General features: G+C 66.7%; 13 protein-coding genes and 2 pseudogenes. 2 read left to right on the forward strand and 13 right to left on the reverse strand.

Translation table 11 applies throughout. The features are described 5' to 3' along the window. Position 1 precedes the first annotated feature (1 nt). The 12 genes and pseudogenes from QH948_RS12400 to QH948_RS12455 form a co-directional block, all read right to left on the reverse strand. The gene (locus QH948_RS12400) at positions 2–604 is read right to left on the reverse strand and encodes a DUF1707 SHOCT-like domain-containing protein (protein ID WP_281144670.1); all 603 of its coding nucleotides are present in this window, start codon (positions 602–604) and stop codon (positions 2–4) included. Next, positions 538–1,725, reverse strand: coding sequence for a hypothetical protein (locus QH948_RS12405; RefSeq protein ID WP_281144671.1), 1,188 nt, complete (start codon positions 1,723–1,725; stop codon positions 538–540). Before QH948_RS12405 ends, QH948_RS12400 begins: the two co-directional genes overlap by 67 nt. A gap of 73 nt (positions 1,726–1,798) precedes the next feature. Further along, a complete protein-coding gene (thrC, locus tag QH948_RS12410; RefSeq protein WP_281144672.1) occupies positions 1,799–3,214 on the reverse strand; it encodes a threonine synthase in 1,416 nt (471 codons plus the stop codon). A gap of 55 nt (positions 3,215–3,269) precedes the next feature. Then, positions 3,270–4,145: a hypothetical protein gene (locus QH948_RS12415; RefSeq protein ID WP_281144673.1), complete on the reverse strand. Its 876-nt coding sequence runs from the start codon at positions 4,143–4,145 to the stop codon at positions 3,270–3,272. After that, positions 4,145–5,083, reverse strand: coding sequence for an ABC transporter ATP-binding protein (locus QH948_RS12420; RefSeq protein ID WP_281144674.1), 939 nt, complete (start codon positions 5,081–5,083; stop codon positions 4,145–4,147). Before QH948_RS12420 ends, QH948_RS12415 begins: the two co-directional genes overlap by 1 nt. A 69-nt stretch (positions 5,084–5,152) precedes the next feature. Further along, complete coding sequence (locus QH948_RS12425) at positions 5,153–5,479, reverse strand: hypothetical protein (protein ID WP_281144675.1); 327 nt, start codon at positions 5,477–5,479, stop codon at positions 5,153–5,155. A gap of 127 nt (positions 5,480–5,606) precedes the next feature. Then, on the reverse strand, positions 5,607–6,170 hold the full coding sequence (locus QH948_RS12430) for a transposase (RefSeq protein ID WP_281144676.1): 564 nt from the start codon (positions 6,168–6,170) through the stop codon (positions 5,607–5,609). A gap of 205 nt (positions 6,171–6,375) precedes the next feature. Further along, positions 6,376–6,618 (reverse strand): annotated as a pseudogene (locus QH948_RS12435) (transposase family protein); the annotation flags it as partial. A 372-nt stretch (positions 6,619–6,990) separates the two neighbouring features. Continuing rightward, positions 6,991–8,121 (reverse strand): MFS transporter, encoded by a 1,131-nt coding sequence (locus QH948_RS12440; protein WP_281144677.1) that lies wholly within the window; start codon positions 8,119–8,121, stop codon positions 6,991–6,993. 360 nt (positions 8,122–8,481) lie between these two features. Continuing rightward, entirely contained in the window at positions 8,482–8,697 is a 216-nt protein-coding gene (locus QH948_RS12445; RefSeq protein ID WP_281144678.1) for a hypothetical protein, read from the reverse strand. After that, positions 8,681–10,648 (reverse strand): RiPP maturation radical SAM C-methyltransferase, encoded by a 1,968-nt coding sequence (locus QH948_RS12450; protein ID WP_348634925.1) that lies wholly within the window; start codon positions 10,646–10,648, stop codon positions 8,681–8,683. The genes QH948_RS12445 and QH948_RS12450 overlap by 17 nt, the downstream gene beginning before the upstream one ends. After that, on the reverse strand, positions 10,611–11,645 hold the full coding sequence (locus QH948_RS12455; RefSeq protein WP_348634926.1) for a radical SAM/SPASM domain-containing protein: 1,035 nt from the start codon (positions 11,643–11,645) through the stop codon (positions 10,611–10,613). Before QH948_RS12455 ends, QH948_RS12450 begins: the two co-directional genes overlap by 38 nt. A 400-nt stretch (positions 11,646–12,045) precedes the next feature. On the opposite strand from QH948_RS12455, the pseudogene QH948_RS12460 reads away from it, so the two are divergent. After that, positions 12,046–13,143 (forward strand): annotated as a pseudogene (locus QH948_RS12460) (ISL3 family transposase); the annotation flags it as partial. A gap of 98 nt (positions 13,144–13,241) precedes the next feature. Here the strand turns inward: QH948_RS12460 and mptB are convergent. Further along, complete coding sequence (gene mptB / locus QH948_RS12465) at positions 13,242–14,606, reverse strand: polyprenol phosphomannose-dependent alpha 1,6 mannosyltransferase MptB (RefSeq protein WP_281144680.1); 1,365 nt, start codon at positions 14,604–14,606, stop codon at positions 13,242–13,244. Between the two features lie 188 nt (positions 14,607–14,794). Between mptB and QH948_RS12470 the strand changes: the two genes are divergently transcribed. After that, positions 14,795–16,147, forward strand: coding sequence for an NAD(P)/FAD-dependent oxidoreductase (locus QH948_RS12470; protein WP_281144681.1), 1,353 nt, complete (start codon positions 14,795–14,797; stop codon positions 16,145–16,147). Positions 16,148–16,150: the final 3 nt, after the last annotated feature.

The raw sequence follows: 16,150 nt of genomic DNA on the forward strand, positions 1-16,150 counted from the left end.
GTCAGGCGTTGTCGGCGAGCTTGACCGAGTGGCCCGCCCAGAAGAGGAAGCCCTCGATGACCAGCGTGCCGTTCGAGCCGTCGCCCTGCGCGTTGGTGTCCACGTCGCTGCCGGCCATGATGGCCATCGACTGGTCGAGGACCCGCACGCCGCGCGGCACGCGGATGTCGTGGCCGGCCATGATGGCCGTGAGACGCAGGGTCACGATGCGGCCCGGGCCCATCGCCTGGGTCAGGTCGTAGGTGTTGCCGCCCCACCAGGCGAAGTCGGAGACACTGCGGGTGTTGGGCGTGACGACGACCTTCTTGCCCGACATGATCGTCAGGGTGCCCGGCTGCTCGATGACGGGCAGGTCGCCGACGCGGGGCGCGACCGGCGCGGGCGGCGTCATGGGTGAGACCAGGTCCGCGGCCTCGGGCAGGTCCGCGAGCAGCCCGGGCAGCTCGTCGGTGTAAACGACGCGCAGCGTCTTCTCCTGGCGCTCGTGCATCTCCTCGAGGTCGAGGCGGCCGGCCTCGTAGGCGCGCTGGAGGGCGTTCAGCGCCCGGTCGCGCTCGGCGTCGCCGGCGCGCAGCCGCTGCTCGGGAAGGTTCGACTCAGCCATGCCGAGAGCCTACCGCCCTGCTCAGCTGGTGCGGCAGGGGCCGAACCCGAGCTCGACAAGCCGTTCCGCGGCGCCACGGGAGTCAAGACGGGTAAGTCGCCGGCTGAGGGGAGGCCGGGTCGGGTGGCGCCACCGGCCGCGACGACCGTGACCTGCTGCTGGGCGGAGCGCCCGCTGACGGTGCCGGTGGACGTGAGCGTGTACGTCCCGGGCGCGGTGCCCGCGGGGATGGGGATGGTGCCGCGGAACGCGCCGTCGGCCTGCGCGCGACCCTTGGCGCCGATGGGCAGGGTGGCGAGCGTCACTGTGCTGCCCGACGGGCCGATCAGGGTGAGGCGCACCGGCTCGGCGACCGGCTCGGGAGACAGGTAGCCCTCGCCGCGCACGAGCATGGTCTCTCCGCCAGCGACTGAGCCGTCGTAGTCGAGGAGTTCGAGCGAGACAGGCACCGCGGCGGCGCACGCGTCGGCCACGTCCGCGGGCACCTCGTAGGTCACGGAGTCGAGCGGGGTCGGGTCGCCGCCGCCGGCCGGCGCTCCGGTCAGGCTGAGCTCCACCGGGTTGAGGAGACTCGCCGGGAGCGTCAGGTCGTAGGCGATCCCGTTGGTGTCTGGCTCGTAGTACGCCCACTCCCAGGCCTGCCCCGACGCGGGGGCCACCTCCGCGAAGAACGCGTTGCCGCGCCCGCCGGTCGTCACGGTCGCGCGGAAGCTACACCGGTCCACTGCCACGTCCGTGATGCTGCCCGTCGGGGTCTCCGGAGCTGCGAGAACCTCCACGTCGTAGCCGTCGTAGGGCCACGACGAGGTGTAAGTGTCGCAGGTGGCGCTGACGGTCAGGGTGTCGACATCGGCGGCGGTGGGGATGTAGTCGATCTGCCAGGAGCCGTCGTCCTCCACCGTCGGCGACACCGTCGTGCCGTTGAAGGAGACGGACACCGATGCGGGGCCGCTGCCCTCCGACACGCAGTCGAGGCCGCTGACCGAGTACGGCATGCCCACGATCGCCAGCGAGTCGGGCGAGTAGAGGGTCGTGTCGGCGGCGCTCGCGGCGAGCGGAGCGCCGGCCAGCAGCAGCGAGGCGCCGAGCGTGACAGAGCCGATCACCGTGGCACGGCGCATGATTCCTCCTGTGGTCCGACTGCTGTCGATCCTTCCGCAGCCGAGGGGCGCTGACAAGCCCCAGCGGGCGGGGTCAGCCGGCGGCCTCGATCGCGGCCCGCACCGCGTCCGCATCGGCGGGGATCTGCGTGACGTGGCGCGGGAGGTCCTCGATGCCGTCGAAGCGCGCCGGGCGATCGGGCTGGCTCCCGAGCGCCTCGACGATCGTTTCGGCGAACTTCACAGGGAGGGCTGTCTCGAGCACGATCACGGGCGACGCCCCGGCCAGCCCCCGCGCTACGTGGACGCCGTCCGCGGTGTGCGGGTCGACGGTGTAGCCGTCGGCCTCGTGCACGCGGCGGATCTCGGCCAGCCGATCCGCATGGGAGGAGGCTCCCGCAACGAAACCGAACCTCTCCGCCTGGGCCGCGAACTCCGGAGTGCCGGACAGGTCGAAGCAGCCGTTGGCCGGCAGCTCCTGCGAGAACAACTGGCGGACCCGGTCCGCGTCGCGGCCGAGCAGGTCAAAGATGAAGCGCTCGAAGTTCGAGGCTTTGGAGATGTCCATCGACGGGGAGCTGGTCGCCAGGGTCTCCGCCGAGCCACGGACCCGGTAGACGCCCGTGCGGAAGAACTCCTCCAGGACGTTGTTCTCGTTGGTGGCGAGGATCAGCCTGTCGATGGGCAGCCCCATCTCGCGGGCGATATGACCCGCGGCGATGTTGCCGAAGTTGCCGGACGGCACGCAGAAGCTGACCGGGCCCCCGTCGCTGACCTGCAGCCAGGCGGCGAAGTAGTAGACGACCTGCGCCATCAGCCTGGCCCAGTTGATGGAGTTCACGGCGCCGATGCGGTGCTTCAGCTTGAAGGCCGCGTCGGCGTTGATCTCCTTGACGAGGTCCTGGCAGTCGTCGAAGACGCCCTCGACGGCCAGATTCACGATGGCCGGGTCGTCGATCGAGAACATCTGGGCCTGCTGGAACGGCGACATGCGTCCGGCCGGGGACAACATGAAGACCTTCACTCCGGGCTTGCCGCGCAGCGCGTACTCGGCTGAGCTGCCCGTGTCTCCGGAGGTGGCGCCGAGGATCGTGATGGTCTCGCCGCGGCGGGCCAGCTCGTAGGGGAACAGCTCGCCGAGCAGCTGCATCGCCATGTCCTTGAAGGCAGCGGACGGCCCGTTGCTCAGGTGCGCGAGCCACATGCCGTCGCTCAGCTGCGAGACCGGCACGATCGCCGGGTCGAGGAACTTCGACGGCTCGTACGCGCGGGCCGTGATGCCACGCAGATCCTCGGCGGGGATGTCGTCGACGAACATGGACACGACCTCGAAGGCCAGCGCCGCGTAACCCTCGTCGCGGAGCACGGACCGCCAGCGCGCCAGGGTCTCGGCGTCGACCTGCGGGTACTCCTCGGGCAGGTACAGGCCCCCGTCGGGCGCGAGGCCGGCGAGCAGGATGTCGCTGAACGGACGGGAGGGCGCGTCGGAGCGGGTCGAGACGTAGCGCATGGCGGGCAGTCTATCCGCCGGCCCCCGTGTGCCCGCGCCGTCGCCGCGGCGGCGGTCAGCCCCGCACGTCGCGGCGGTTGAAGGAGATGAGCGCGGCCGTCGCGAGCAGCGCGATCACGACGAGGTGGTAGCCGATCGCCTCCGGCCGCGTGATGTCCGATCGGGTGTACTCGGCGGTGTACATGGCAGACCCGGCCAGGAGCGCCTGGCCCTGCCAGACGGGCGACACGTGGTAAATCCACCAGGCCGGCGTGGTCGGGCTGATTCCCTCGACGATGACCTCGGTGACCAGCGTGAGGAAGGCCAGGCCGCTCGCCAGCGCGGATCCACCCAGGCAGAACACCAGCAGCGCACCCACGGCCCCGAGCAGAATCCCGTACAGCATCGCGGACCAGAGGGCCGCCAGCAGCCCTTCGCCTGCGCCCACGGACCCGAACCCATGCAGCGCCAGGTACCAGACGATCGACACGGAGCTGCTGGTGAGGGTCGCGACGGTCATCAGAGCGCCGCCGAGGAGCGCCGCGCCGCAGGTGCGGGCCGCCAGCACCGCGGGGCGCCTCGGGGTGAAGGTCAGCTGCGTTGCGAGCGCGCCGGAGGCGAAGTCGGAGCCGACGTAGGTGACCACGATGAAGAAGACGACGAACGCGACGAACAGTCCGCTCTCCGCGACGCTCCGCGCCACGTCCTCGAAGTCGAGGACGGTGCGGAGATACTGGTCGAGGGTGCAGCCGTCGGGGCAGTAGCCGGCCGCCGTGTCCGACTGCAGCCAGGCCCGGGCCTCCGCGATCTCCGCCGAGGTCAGCGGCTGCGCGTTGGGCATCCACTGCGTCGGAAGCAGCACCCCGATCAGCACCATCAGCAGCACGCTCCAGGTGGCGCGGCGGCGGTAGCGGAGCCGGACGACCTCGGCCCTGAGCAGGTCCACGAACATCAGGCGGCCTCCCGGCTCGGCAGGTTCGTGTCCGCGGTCAGTTCGAGGAACACCTGCTCGAGGCTGTGCCGGTCGGCCCTCAGCTCACGCGGCCACAGGTCCGCGGCGCCGAGAGCCCGCGCGACGCAGGCGGGGTCCGGCTCGCGCCCGTCTCGGCAGGTGATGCGCAGGCCCGCATCCTGGGACTCGACCCGCCAGCCTGCGGAGCGCAGCACCTCGGCCGCGCGCACGTCATCGTCGACGACGACGCGGACGTGAGGCGTGCCGCTGCGGAGGAAGTCGTCCATGGACCCCTCGGCGACGAGTCGACCGCGGGCGATGATCGACATCGAGTCGGCGATCTGCTCCACCTCGCTCAGGATGTGCGAGCTGACGAGCACGGTCCGTCCGGCGTCGGCAAGACCCCGCATCGTGGAGCGGATCTCGTGGATGCCGACGGGGTCGAGGCCGTTCGTCGGCTCGTCGAAGATCAGCAGTTCCGGGCTCTTGAGGAGCGTCGCGGCGATGGCGAGGCGCTGCTTCATGCCGAGCGAGTAGGTGCCGAAGCGACGGTCGGCGTCAGCGACGAGGCTGACCTCCAGCAGCACCTCCATGACCCGGCGACGGGGCTGTCCGATCGACACGGCAAGGACGTCGAGGTTCTGGCGGCCGGTCATCCGGGGCGCGAACTTGGGCGACTCGACGATGGCGCCGACGCGGCCGATGACGTGTGGCAGATCGCGGGGCACATCGTGCCCGAGGATCGTCGCGTGACCCTGCGTCGCGCGAGCGAGCCCGAGCAGGATGCGGATGGTGGTGGTCTTGCCGGAACCATTGGGGCCGAGCAACCCGTGCACGCCGCCGCGCGGCACCCGAAGGCTCAGCCCATCGAGGACGGCGCGACCGCCGTACCGCTTCACGAGGCCTGTCGCCTCGACGGCCCACTGCTCCGATCCCATGCGGGAACCCTAGTGCGCGACGCGGGGCGAGGCATCACACCGTGGTCGCGGCGCCGTAGGCCACCGGTCTCAGGCGACGGGCAGGGGCGAGTAGCCGGTCCTGCCCCAGGAGCGCAGCATCAGGAACAGCGGGACAGCGAGGATCGCCATCGCCACGTACGGGGAGATGAGGTCCTGCAGCGGCGGCAGCAGCCCGGCGGCGAGCACGCCCAGCAGCCACAACCGGTTCCAGCGCGCCCCGAGTCGGCACAGCACGAAGAAAGGAATGAACCACGTCACGTACCAGGGCTGCAGCGCAGGGCCGCACACGCAAGCGACCACGAGCACCGCGACGAGGAAGGGCCACGGCCTGGCGACCGTGTCACCGCGCGGGCCGAGCAGCACCCACACGACCACGATGCCGATGGCGATCAGGACGGTGGAGGCGAGGCTGACGAGTCAGACCCAGTGCGGTTCACCCCATCACCCACCGTCATCTGTGAAGAGCCGATGAAGTAGCCGAGGAACGCGTCTCTCCACTGGTTCAGGGTTCTGCCGAGGCGGGCGATCTCGGGGATCGGGCAGGTCGGGAACGACGTGAGGATCTGTTCAGCGATGCGGCGGCCGTCGGCGGGGCTGGTCTGGTGGTAGATCGATCTGACCTGTTGGGGGGGCATCCCCAGGCGACCTCGACGGAGACGTGGTCGTTGTGGGCGGCGAACGCGGCCTGGAGCAGTGCCTTCTGCCGGTCGGTGAGGTGTTCCTCGCCGGCGCGGAGCAGGTTGCGGATCCGATAGAGCGGATCGTTCTTGCGGCCGCGGTGGCCGTGGATGTCCTGCTGGATCCGGCGGCGGACCTCGTCGACGGCTGCGGTGGCGAGGTTCACGACGTGGAAGGCGTCGAGCATCACGACCGCGTCCTCGAGCTGGTCATCGATGGCGTTCTTGTAGCCGTGGAACGGATCCAACGTCGCGACCTTCACGCTCGTGCGGAACATTTCGCCGCGGTCGATCAGCCAGGTCTTGTAGGCGTCGCCGGAGCGTCCGGGGACCAGGTCCAGCAGCCGGGCCCTCACGCGTCCGTGCTTGTCGCGGGTGAGATCGACCATGCCGGTGAACCTTTTCGGCCCCAGACCGCCCTGCTCCAGCGGCCTCGTGGAGACGTGGTGCCACGATGTGTTCGTCGACGCCCAGCTCCGTGACCCCGGCGAAGCGGGACTCATCGTTGGCGGCGGCCTCGAGGACCGGGCGGGTGGCCCGCCACAGGGTCTTCCAGGCACAGCCCAACTGGCGGGCCAGGCCCTGGACCGAGGCGTTCTCCCTGCGCATCTGCCCGACCGCCCAACCGACGGCCCGGGTCGTGAGCAACGCCCGCCGCCCCGCGACGCTGGGGTCCTGCTCGAGGAATGTGCCGGTCGGGCACGACGGCTCCGGACACAACCAGCGACGCTTCCGCCACACCAGCCTGACCGGGGAACCGAAGCACGGGGCGTCGATCAGCCGGACGGACTGCCGGCCGTGAGCGTGCGCGACCACCCCGCACGTCGGGCAGCCCATCACTGCAGGCGGCGACGATTCGACCTGGACCCTGAGCCGGCGGTCGTCGCGGTCGACGCGGTCACATGAAGGCCGGGAAGCCCGACAAGATGATCACAGCGCTGGCAGTACACGCCGCCAACGCAACGGCAGGACGTAGGATCGGGCATCGGCAAGGTCCTTGCGGATCAGGTGGTGTGGTAACCCCGATTCTTGAGGGCCTCGCCCCTCACACCCGCTCCAACACGCCGACCCCGCCGGCCACGCTCACCCCACGCTCAAGTCAGAAGAGCCCCCATGTCGGACTCTCCTTCAGGACCTACATAACGGCCCTGCCACTAAGTCTGACGCGCGACACCACGACACCGCCGACATGTAGCCAAGTTGCGAGAATCAGAGTGGCAGATCCCGCCACTGGGCAGGGCGCGGTATCTCCCTTATACGCTTTGCAAAAACTGAGACGCCCAGCGCGACCAGCATCGGGCTGAGCGCGACAGTGTAGGCCACAGTCGGACCGAAGCCCTGCAATGCGAGCCCAACCAAGAAGGGCGCCACAGCACCGATGCCCACCGAAAACGTCGCCAGCAACGCCTGGGCTCTTCCCTGCATTGACTCTGGAGTAGAAGCAAAGAAGTACCCAGCCATGGCGGCATTGATAGCAGGCACACCAAGGAATGTCAGCATCAGGAGGACGACAAGCGGAGCACCACTGTTGAACACGGCGATCCCCGCCATACCGACGGCGAGCCACAAGAACGTCAGAGAGATCACGAACCCGGTGCGAATCTGACGGATAACAACACCAGCCACGATGGCCCCGACGATGACCGAGATACCTGCCGCCGTTGTGAGCAGGCCCGCGTCCAGTGCACGGCCAGTACGAGCGACAGCCGTGAACTGAGTAGTCGTCATCACACCGCTGACACTGAAGTTGACAGCGCCCACCAACAACGCGAGGAGTAACGCGCGGGGTCGATGCCGAAGCCACCTGACTGCCTCCACCATGAGGCCCAATGCACCTTGCGCCTTCTCACCACCCGTAGGGGCAACTCGCAGCGGGCGAATCAGTATGGCCGAGAGGCACTGAAGCGCTGCCGCTATCGCGAGGCTCGCGCCAGTTGCGATACCCAGAAGAAAACCACCGACAGGGGCGGCTGCGAGCCGTAACGCCGCATCGCGGCCCTCATTGACCGTAATGGCCTGGGGATAGCGCTCCACTGTCACCACGCTCCGCAGGAGGGCATCGCTGGCTTCCCCCAGCCACCCGCTGGTCAATCCGAAGACCGCTGCTGCCCCCAGCAGGACGCCGAGAGACAGTTGTCCGGACCATCCCAGGACCGCGAGTAGGAACAGCACAACGGCGTTAATCACGCCGCTGAGGACAATAAGTCGCTTGCGGTCGAATCGATCAATGATCAGCCCACCGGGTATGAGAAAAGCCTGAGTGAGGACAGCCTGAACCGTGCCGACGAGGCCCGCTTGGGCAGCCGACCCGGTGACCATGAGTGCCAGAAGCGGCAGCACAAAGTCCCGCAGACCAGTGGCTGCAGCAGCTGATGAGTCGGATGCCAGCCACCAGCGGTATGCGGACGGGGTGGGAGCAGGCCCAGGACCTGATCCCACCCCACCCACCGGTGGCTCAACTACCATGTCACGCGAAGGATTCGGCACTCAATTGGTCGGAACCCTTGGGTCCCGAGGCCATCCACATCGTCTAGATCCAGCGACATGAATGCCCTCCTCTCCTCCTCCGACAGCACAAAGCGGTCGAGTACATCTTGCGTCTTGCAGGTGAACTCTGCCCGTAGAGCATCTTCGTCCGCGAGACGCTCCAGCAGCATCGTGGCATCTGACATTTGGTCACTCCTCCTTACAAGACTGGACTCACCATGCGATCTGTAGGATTCTGCACTCAACGGGTGGCAGCCGAGGATCAGCGATCGTCTCGAGAACGGACAGCTCAAGGTCTAGGAAAGCTTGCCTTTCTGGACCGGTCACTTCCTCGAAGCGGGCGAGTACCTCCTCGCGGCCGTATCTGAATTCCTCACGGAATTCCGGGTCCGTTGCTAGCCTGCCTAGAATCTCACTGGACTGATTCATGTAACACCTCCTCTCGTTCATTTCGCGTTGCAAGGGGATTGGGTGTGGGGCTAGCCATGCGGTTCTTCGCAGCGACTTCGAGGGCCGACCACACCAGGGGAACCGGGACCTCCGTCGGAACGAACTCATCAAGCCGAACAACTAGACTCAGATAGCGCTGGTCGAGGAGCACGAGAAGACCGAGATCAGTTAGCCGGTCGAGTGCGTCCGCAACCTCTCTGGAAGCAAAGCCCGCCGAGATGCTCTCCTCAGCGATGCGCCGGGGACTAGCCCCCGAGGCACACGCTGTCAGCAGCCATGCATCGACTCCAGACATACTCAGCCGGCGTGGATCGCTGGGGTCCCGTGTATCCAGCACCCATAGCTTCCCTTGGAGAGTGGCTCCGACTAGGAACGCCTGGCGGTACACCGCGTGCCATCTCTGCAACTCGGCCATGACACCAGTCACGTAGGTGCGGGGGGTCCTCCCATCTGAATACTCATAGTCGAAGTAGTAACAAGCATCGAACACGGAGCGAGCGTCTGGTGAGGCGGCAACGGCATCCCAGAGATCTGCGAATATAGGGTGAGGCCGAACGTTCTCGAGCCCAAAATCATGTGGCGCATTGAACATCGGACTGAAGCGATCCAAGCGAACCCATCCCCCAGCACCGTCAATGATTCCAGGGGGTTCCAAGTGATACAGGAGAGGGATAAGCGCTTCCATTGCGTCGTAGTCCTCAGGCTCTTCATCGGGGAAACCGTAGAGCAGATTCCACCCCACTCCGACTCCATGTCGGGCTGCGCTGATGAGAACGCGAATATTCTGATACGGTCGCACACCTTTTCGCATCAGTTGCAGCACATGAGAGCTGAGACTTTCGATGCCCGGCTGTATCGCGCGCACTCCCGCCTGAGAAAGCGCGCGCACATCATTGTCACTGATGTTGGATTTGACCTCGTAGAAGATAGTCAAAGGCAGCTGCGCCTCTGCCAGCTTTGGCAAGAGGCTACCGAAGTAGCTTCTCTCGATGATCGGATCTGTGGTGTAGACAAACCGACCGCCAGACTCGGCTACATCTCGGAACTCCTCGAATGCCCGTTCGGCGGACTTGCTGGCGAAGGCAATCTGCTCACCGTTCAGCCCACAGAAGGTGCATTGCTGCGCCTGTCCATACCAACAGCCGAGTGCGGTCTCGACTGGGACCCACGCGGTGTCGGCCTTACCTAGCCCGAGGGCCTCACGCTCAGCAAACCAATGGCGATAGTCAACGCGGGGAAGCGCGTCCATGTGCAGCGGCGCGGCAGCGGGGCCGGCTACAACCTGGCTTCCATGCCGGGTGACCACTCCTGGTACACCGACCGCAGACTGGCCGCAAGAGATGCGGTGGAGCAGCGCTGGGAACGACTGCTCGGCGTATCCACGCACCACGTGGTCGAGTTCCGGTACGAGTTCGAGGAGTGCGGGTCCCATTGGGCCCTCGCAGTGTGATCCACCCAGAATGATCTCTCCATCGAAGCCGTGTTCGCGTAGCTTCTTGATCGCGATGATAGTTGGGAAGAGCGCGAACACCGCAGTGAGCCCGATGACGTCGTAGGAGCCAGAGGCAATTCGGCGCGTCTCCTCATCGAGGAACCGTGAGAGCGGAGCGTAAGCACGCTCTAAGGTATCGCCCAGACGCTTCACATCGAAGACTTCGCCCATGCGCTGATTCAAGATATCCATGAGCGGCTGTATGTCCAACGTCGGATTCACCGCCCTAACAAATGCGATGTCTGCCAAGAGCGAGTCATTCGGTGCACCGCACAACTCCCTGTAGAGGTCGACTCCAATCGAGTGGGCGCAATGCAGGTTGCTGTAGAGCATCTCTACTGTGTGGCCACTGCTTCGAGCAGCTGAGGCGACGAGACTCAGGCCAAGTGATGGACGATCGTCATTGAGCGGTGGCATTTGCACCAGAGCGATTCGCATGAGCTCTTCTCCTTTGAAGGTACCGGGCTGCAAGCTGCAGCGTCATTTGCTGAGCTTCATCCAAATCCAGAAGGTCAACAGAGCGGTTTCGGATGAGTTGTAGGCACGCACCGCACTGTGAGCGTGCGCCGCGGACATCGGCTGAAAGAACTTGCGCGACGCCGATTGGACCAAGTTCTGCCAACGCCTGCTGAACCGGGCTGCTCGTGGCCCGGGTGACAATGTCAACCAGTGAATCGGTGGGAAATCTGCCAATGATGTGCTCGCGGATGAGTAAGCCGCAGCACACATATGCGGCGCCATCAACATCCACGGTGACGCTGCGTGTCGCAGCGTTGCAAGGCCCGGCCAATAGCTCAGGCCGAAGCTCAGCCACCCATGTATCGGCGGGTAGATCTGCGGCACGTCCTACTGGAACGAACTGCGAGGCAGCCACCGTGATGCCTTGGCTCGCCCACCACCCACTGTCGGTATCTCCCCGATCCTCGCGCTGCAGCACTTTGTTCACGGCCACCGCGATTCCGAGCCTTCTCGCGACTGCCACTAGACGCTTCACACGCACCAGGGGCACGAACTCCTGATGAAAGAGGTCCGTGGATGTCGTCAGACTTATGCGCCCGGTATCCGAGAGGAGTTGTAGACGTGCCGCTATACGACGCGTGTCAGTGGCCCAGTAGGCATTCGTCGTTATATTAACGTCCATTCCCAGGTCGTGACATGCAGCAACCACACGACTCAACAGTCTGAACCGCGAGAACGGTTCACCCCCGGTTAATGCGATCGACTGGATACTCGTCAGCGGTGCGGCTTGGCAGAGAATCTCGTGGATGAGGCTCTCATCCATCCAAGCATGCGCTTCAGGCCCACTCGATGTAATACACATGGTGCAGCGCGCAGGGCAAGACCGCGTAAGAATGATCCCGAGAGACGCACCCGATGATTGCAGAGAATCAACCCGATCCGCCGGAAGGGGCGCGGGAGCGTTCTCCCTGGTCATATTGGCTGAGCCCTGCACGGGAGCCTCCGTCCGAGCGTCTCTACTACATTATGTAGGACTGCGGCAGTGCGCGGAGGTGATCCCGTGAAATTCCCCACAAGCGCATCGAAGTACCACTCAACGCACCCATCGACGGCTGCCGTCATCAGCACCAGCGGGGAGCCAGACAGGTGTTCGCGCACCGCCAGTTCATCAGACTCCAACCAGCGGACCAACAGCCCGGCCGCCTTCAGGCCACGAAAGGAGCGACCCCGTGGATGCCACAGCATGTGTCCACGGGGTAAGCCGGCTCTTCACGAACGAGGGTGTAGTCGGTTGAGCGCGTCGGTGGCCGGGTAGGGGCCGAGGTCTCCCGGATGATGGAAGTTCTTCACGCTCACCATCGCCGAAAGACCTCGACGTGCTCCACCCTACGTTCGCGACCCCTGACCTGACCACGTTCTGCCGCCTCGACGAGCTCGGTATGGTCGCCATCGGCCAGTTGATCGAGCCGGATCGGGCTACGATCGAGTGCCGGCCAGTCGAGACGGACCCGTGGTGCCGGAGGTGCGGCGCTGAGGGCGTGCCGAGAGACACAGTGACGCGTCGGCTCGCGCATGAGCCGTTCGGGCATCGGCCGACGACGCTGCTGGTGCGGGTGCGCCGGTACCGGTGCGCGCACTGTCGACGGGCGTGGCGGCAGGACATGACGAAGGCGGCGGCGCCGCGGGCGAAGATCTCCCGCCTCGGCGTGGAGTGGGCGTTGCGGGGCGTCGTCATCGACCACCTCACCGTGACCCGTGTCGCCGCGGGCCTCGGGGTGTCCTGGAGCGCCGCGAACACCGCGGTGCTCGCCGAGGGCAAGCGCCGACTCATCGAGGCCCCTGCCCGGTTCGATGGGGTGACCACGATCGGCGTTGACGAGCACGTCTGGCGTCACACCAGGGTCGGTGACAAGTACGTGACCGTGATCATTGACCTCACCCCGGCCCGTGAGAAGACGGGTCCCGCACGGCTGCTGGACATGGTCGAGGGTCGTTCGAAGGCGGTGTTCAAGCAGTGGCTCGCGGCGCGGCCGACCGAGTGGAGCAAGCGGATCGAAGTCGTCGCGATGGACGGGTTCGCAGGCTTCAAGACCGCCGCCGCCGAAGAACTCCCCGACGCCGTCCCGGTCATGGACCCCTTCCACGTCGTCCGCCTCGCCGGCGACGCGTTGGACCAGTGCCGACGACGCGTTCAGCAAGACCTGTTCGGGCGCCGCGGGATGAAGAACGACCCTCTCTACAAGGCCCGCCGCACCCTGCACACCGGCGCGGACCTGCTCACCGACCGGCAGCGCGTTCGACTGGACGCGGTGTTCGCGAGTGAGGAGCACGTCGAGGTCGAAGCGACTTGGGGCATCTACCAGCGCATCGTCGCCGCCTACCGGGAGCCCGACAAGAAGAAGGCCAAGGAGATGATGCAGTCCGTGATCGATGCGATCACCACAGGGGTCCCCGCGGCGCTCGTCGAGATCCGCAACTCGGTCGCACCATGATCGGATCCCATGCCGGCACCCTAGAGCGCGACGCGGCCCGCGGCATCACACCGTGGTCGCGGCGCCGTAGGCCACCGGTCTCAGGCGACGGGCAGGGGCGAGTAGCCGGTCCCGCCCCAGGAGCGCAGCATCAGGAACAGCGGGACAGCGAGGATCGCCATCGCCACGTACGGGGAGATGAGGTCCTGCAGCGGCGGGAGCAGCCCGGCGGCGAGCACGCCCAGCAACCACAGCCGGTTCCAGCGCCCCCCGAGGCGGCAGAGCACGAAGAAGGGGATGAACCACGTCACGTACCAAGGCTGCAGCGCAGGGCCGCACACGCAGGCGACCACGAGCACCGCGACGAGGAAGGGCCACGGCCTGGCGACCGTGTCACCGCGCGGGCCGAGCAGCACCCACACGACCACGATGCCGATGGCGATCAGGACGCTGGACGCGAGGCTGACGAGCTGGTTCGCTGTGGCGACCGGCAGCAGCTCGTGGTAGCGGAAGAACGACGCGACCCAACTGAGCGGGGCGTTGCTCGTCGCCTCGATCGGGTTGCCGGCCGTCGGGTTCCGCCATCCGAGGCCGAAGCTGACCGACGAGGCGAGGAAGGCGGCCACCGTGATAGCCCCGGGGACGACCGCGGTGGCGGCGAGCCTGCCCCAGCCGTCCCCCTCGCGGCGTCGCAGCTGCCAGGCGACGGCGACCAGGCCCAGCCCGAAGAGGGCCGCGGACTGTTTGATGCCCATCGCCAGCCCGAGCAGCAGGCCGCCGACGACCAGCCCCCGCCAGCCCCGCCACCCGAGATCGCAGGCGGCGAGCACCGCGGCGGCGGCGAGCGCGACCATCAGCGCATCGTTGTGCACGCCACCTACCCACTGGACGAGGATCACGGGGTTCAGGAGCCCGGCCCAGAGCGCGAGGCGGGGATCGACGCCGACCCTTCGGGCGAGTGCGGGCAGCACGAAGGCCAGGATCACGAGAGCCAGCACGGCCGGGAGGCGCATGGCCACCGTCGTCCAGTACAGGTCGGCGCCGGCGAGCCGGGACAGGAGCCCGAAGATGTCGAGCTGCAGCGACGGGTACACCGAGGTGGTGTCGAACCAGTGGATGCCGACCAGCAGCCCCGGCTGCCCGGCGGCGCCCAGAGTCGTGACGTAGGGGTCGAAGCCGTTGTCCACCTGCCAGCCGGTCGCCCCGTAGGCGTACACGTCGCGTGAGTGCAGCGGGAAGGAGAAGATCATCGGCAGGGACCAGATGGCCGCCGTCAGCAGCGGGCGCTTCCACCGGGGGCCGAGCTGCCACCAGGCGAGCAGGATGACCGCGTGGGCCGGGAACGTGACCAGCGGACGCCACCAGGACGCGCGGTGCTCAAGGAGCCCGTGGAGATCCGCGTTGACGGCCCCCATCACGACCAGGACGCCCATGAGGCCCGCGAACACCCACCACCACGGTCGCACGGGCTGTTCCTCGGGCGCGCTCCTCAGCCAAGTCAACGGCACCTGTTCCCACTCCCGACTCGTTCCAGGCGACGTGCGCCGCCTGACGCTACCGTAACGTCCCAGCGTCTGTCGGACTCCATGCAGGGCTGGCGGGGGGATTAGGTTACGCTGTCCTGGCGAAATCCCTATCTGTTCGAAGGAGCTGCATGCCCAGGCATCACGTGGTAATCATCGGATCCGGGTTCGGAGGGCTCTTCGCCGCCAAGGCACTGAAGCGCGCGGACGTCGATGTGACTCTGATCGCACGGACGACCAGCCACCTCTTCCAGCCGCTGCTCTACCAGGTGGCCACCGGCATGCTGTCGGCCGGCGACATCGCCCCGCCCACTCGCGAGATCCTCCGCCACCAGAAGAACGCCCGGGTCCTGCTCGGCCTCGTCGACGACATCGACCTGGCGAACAAGGTCGTGAAGTGGCGTTTCCACAATGACTTCCAGGAGACGAGCTACGACTCCCTCATCGTCGCGGCGGGAGCCGGCCAGTCCTACTTCGGCAACGACCACTTCGCCACCTTCGCCCCCGGCATGAAGACCATCGACGACGCGTTGGAGCTGCGCTCACGCATCCTGCAGTCCTTCGAGCTCGCCGAGTTCGCGTCTCCGGAGGAACGCCGCCGCCTGCTCACCTTCGTCGTGGTCGGCGCAGGCCCGACCGGCGTGGAGATGGCAGGCCAGATCCGGGAGCTGGCGAGCTCGACGCTGCGCGAGAGCTTCCGCTCGTACGATCCGGCTTCGGCGCGGGTCATCCTGCTCGACGGGGCCAAGCAGGTCCTTCCGCCCTTCGGCCCGGAGCTCGGCGCCAAGACGCAGAAGGTGCTGGAGAAGCTCGGCGTCGAGGTGCAGCTGGAGAGCATCGTCACGGACCTCGACAACGAGGGCCTCACCGTGCGCAGGGCCGACGGCAGCGTCGAACACATCGAGTCGGCCTGCAAGGTATGGGCGGCCGGCGTGCAGGGCTCCGAGCTCGGCAAGACGATCGCCGAGCAGTCCGGTGCCGAGTTGGACCGTGCCGGCCGCGTCGTGGTCGGCGACGACCTGAGCATCCCCGGCCACCCCGAGGTGTTCGTGCTCGGAGACATGGCCGCGATCCCTGGCGTCCCTGGAGTGGCCCAGGGCGCCATCCAGAGCGCGCGCTACGCCGCGAAGGTGTTGATCTCCCGCCTCGACCACACCCCCGACCCGGGGCCTTTCAGATACAAGGACAAGGGCTCCATGGCGACCATCGCCAAGTTCGACGCCGTCGCGCTGGTGGGGCGGTTCAAGCTCACGGGCTTCATCGCCTGGGCCGCCTGGCTCTTCCTGCATCTGCTCTACATCGCGGGCTTCAAGCAGCGCATCACGACACTGCTGTCCTGGTTCATCACCTTTGTCAGCAACGGAAGATCACAGCTCGCGGTCACAAACCAGATGATGGTCGGTAGGTTGGCCCTCGAGAAGCTCGGCACGCACTCGTCAGGCAAGCTGTTCCAGGGCGAGGAAGTGACGCCACCGAAGGAGTAACCA

It is taken from the genome of Tessaracoccus lacteus (genome assembly GCF_029917005.1).
GTDB classification, from domain to species: Bacteria; Actinomycetota; Actinomycetes; order Propionibacteriales; family Propionibacteriaceae; genus Arachnia; species Arachnia lactea.

What these genes read in the sequence shown, in the direction of transcription:
- QH948_RS12455 (WP_348634926.1), bottom strand. Translation starts at nt 11,645, where the DNA reads ATGACCAGGGAGAACGCTCCCGCGCCCCTTCCGGCGGATCGGGTTGAT.
- QH948_RS12415 (WP_281144673.1), bottom strand. Translation starts at nt 4,145, where the DNA reads ATGTTCGTGGACCTGCTCAGGGCCGAGGTCGTCCGGCTCCGCTACCGC.
- QH948_RS12400 (WP_281144670.1), bottom strand. Translation starts at nt 604, where the DNA reads ATGGCTGAGTCGAACCTTCCCGAGCAGCGGCTGCGCGCCGGCGACGCC.
- QH948_RS12470 (WP_281144681.1), top strand. Translation starts at nt 14,795, where the DNA reads ATGCCCAGGCATCACGTGGTAATCATCGGATCCGGGTTCGGAGGGCTC.
- QH948_RS12405 (WP_281144671.1), bottom strand. Translation starts at nt 1,725, where the DNA reads ATGCGCCGTGCCACGGTGATCGGCTCTGTCACGCTCGGCGCCTCGCTG.
- QH948_RS12445 (WP_281144678.1), bottom strand. Translation starts at nt 8,697, where the DNA reads ATGAATCAGTCCAGTGAGATTCTAGGCAGGCTAGCAACGGACCCGGAA.
- QH948_RS12430 (WP_281144676.1), bottom strand. Translation starts at nt 6,170, where the DNA reads ATGGTCGATCTCACCCGCGACAAGCACGGACGCGTGAGGGCCCGGCTG.
- thrC (WP_281144672.1), bottom strand. Translation starts at nt 3,214, where the DNA reads ATGCGCTACGTCTCGACCCGCTCCGACGCGCCCTCCCGTCCGTTCAGC.
- QH948_RS12450 (WP_348634925.1), bottom strand. Translation starts at nt 10,648, where the DNA reads ATGCGAATCGCTCTGGTGCAAATGCCACCGCTCAATGACGATCGTCCA.
- QH948_RS12420 (WP_281144674.1), bottom strand. Translation starts at nt 5,083, where the DNA reads ATGGGATCGGAGCAGTGGGCCGTCGAGGCGACAGGCCTCGTGAAGCGG.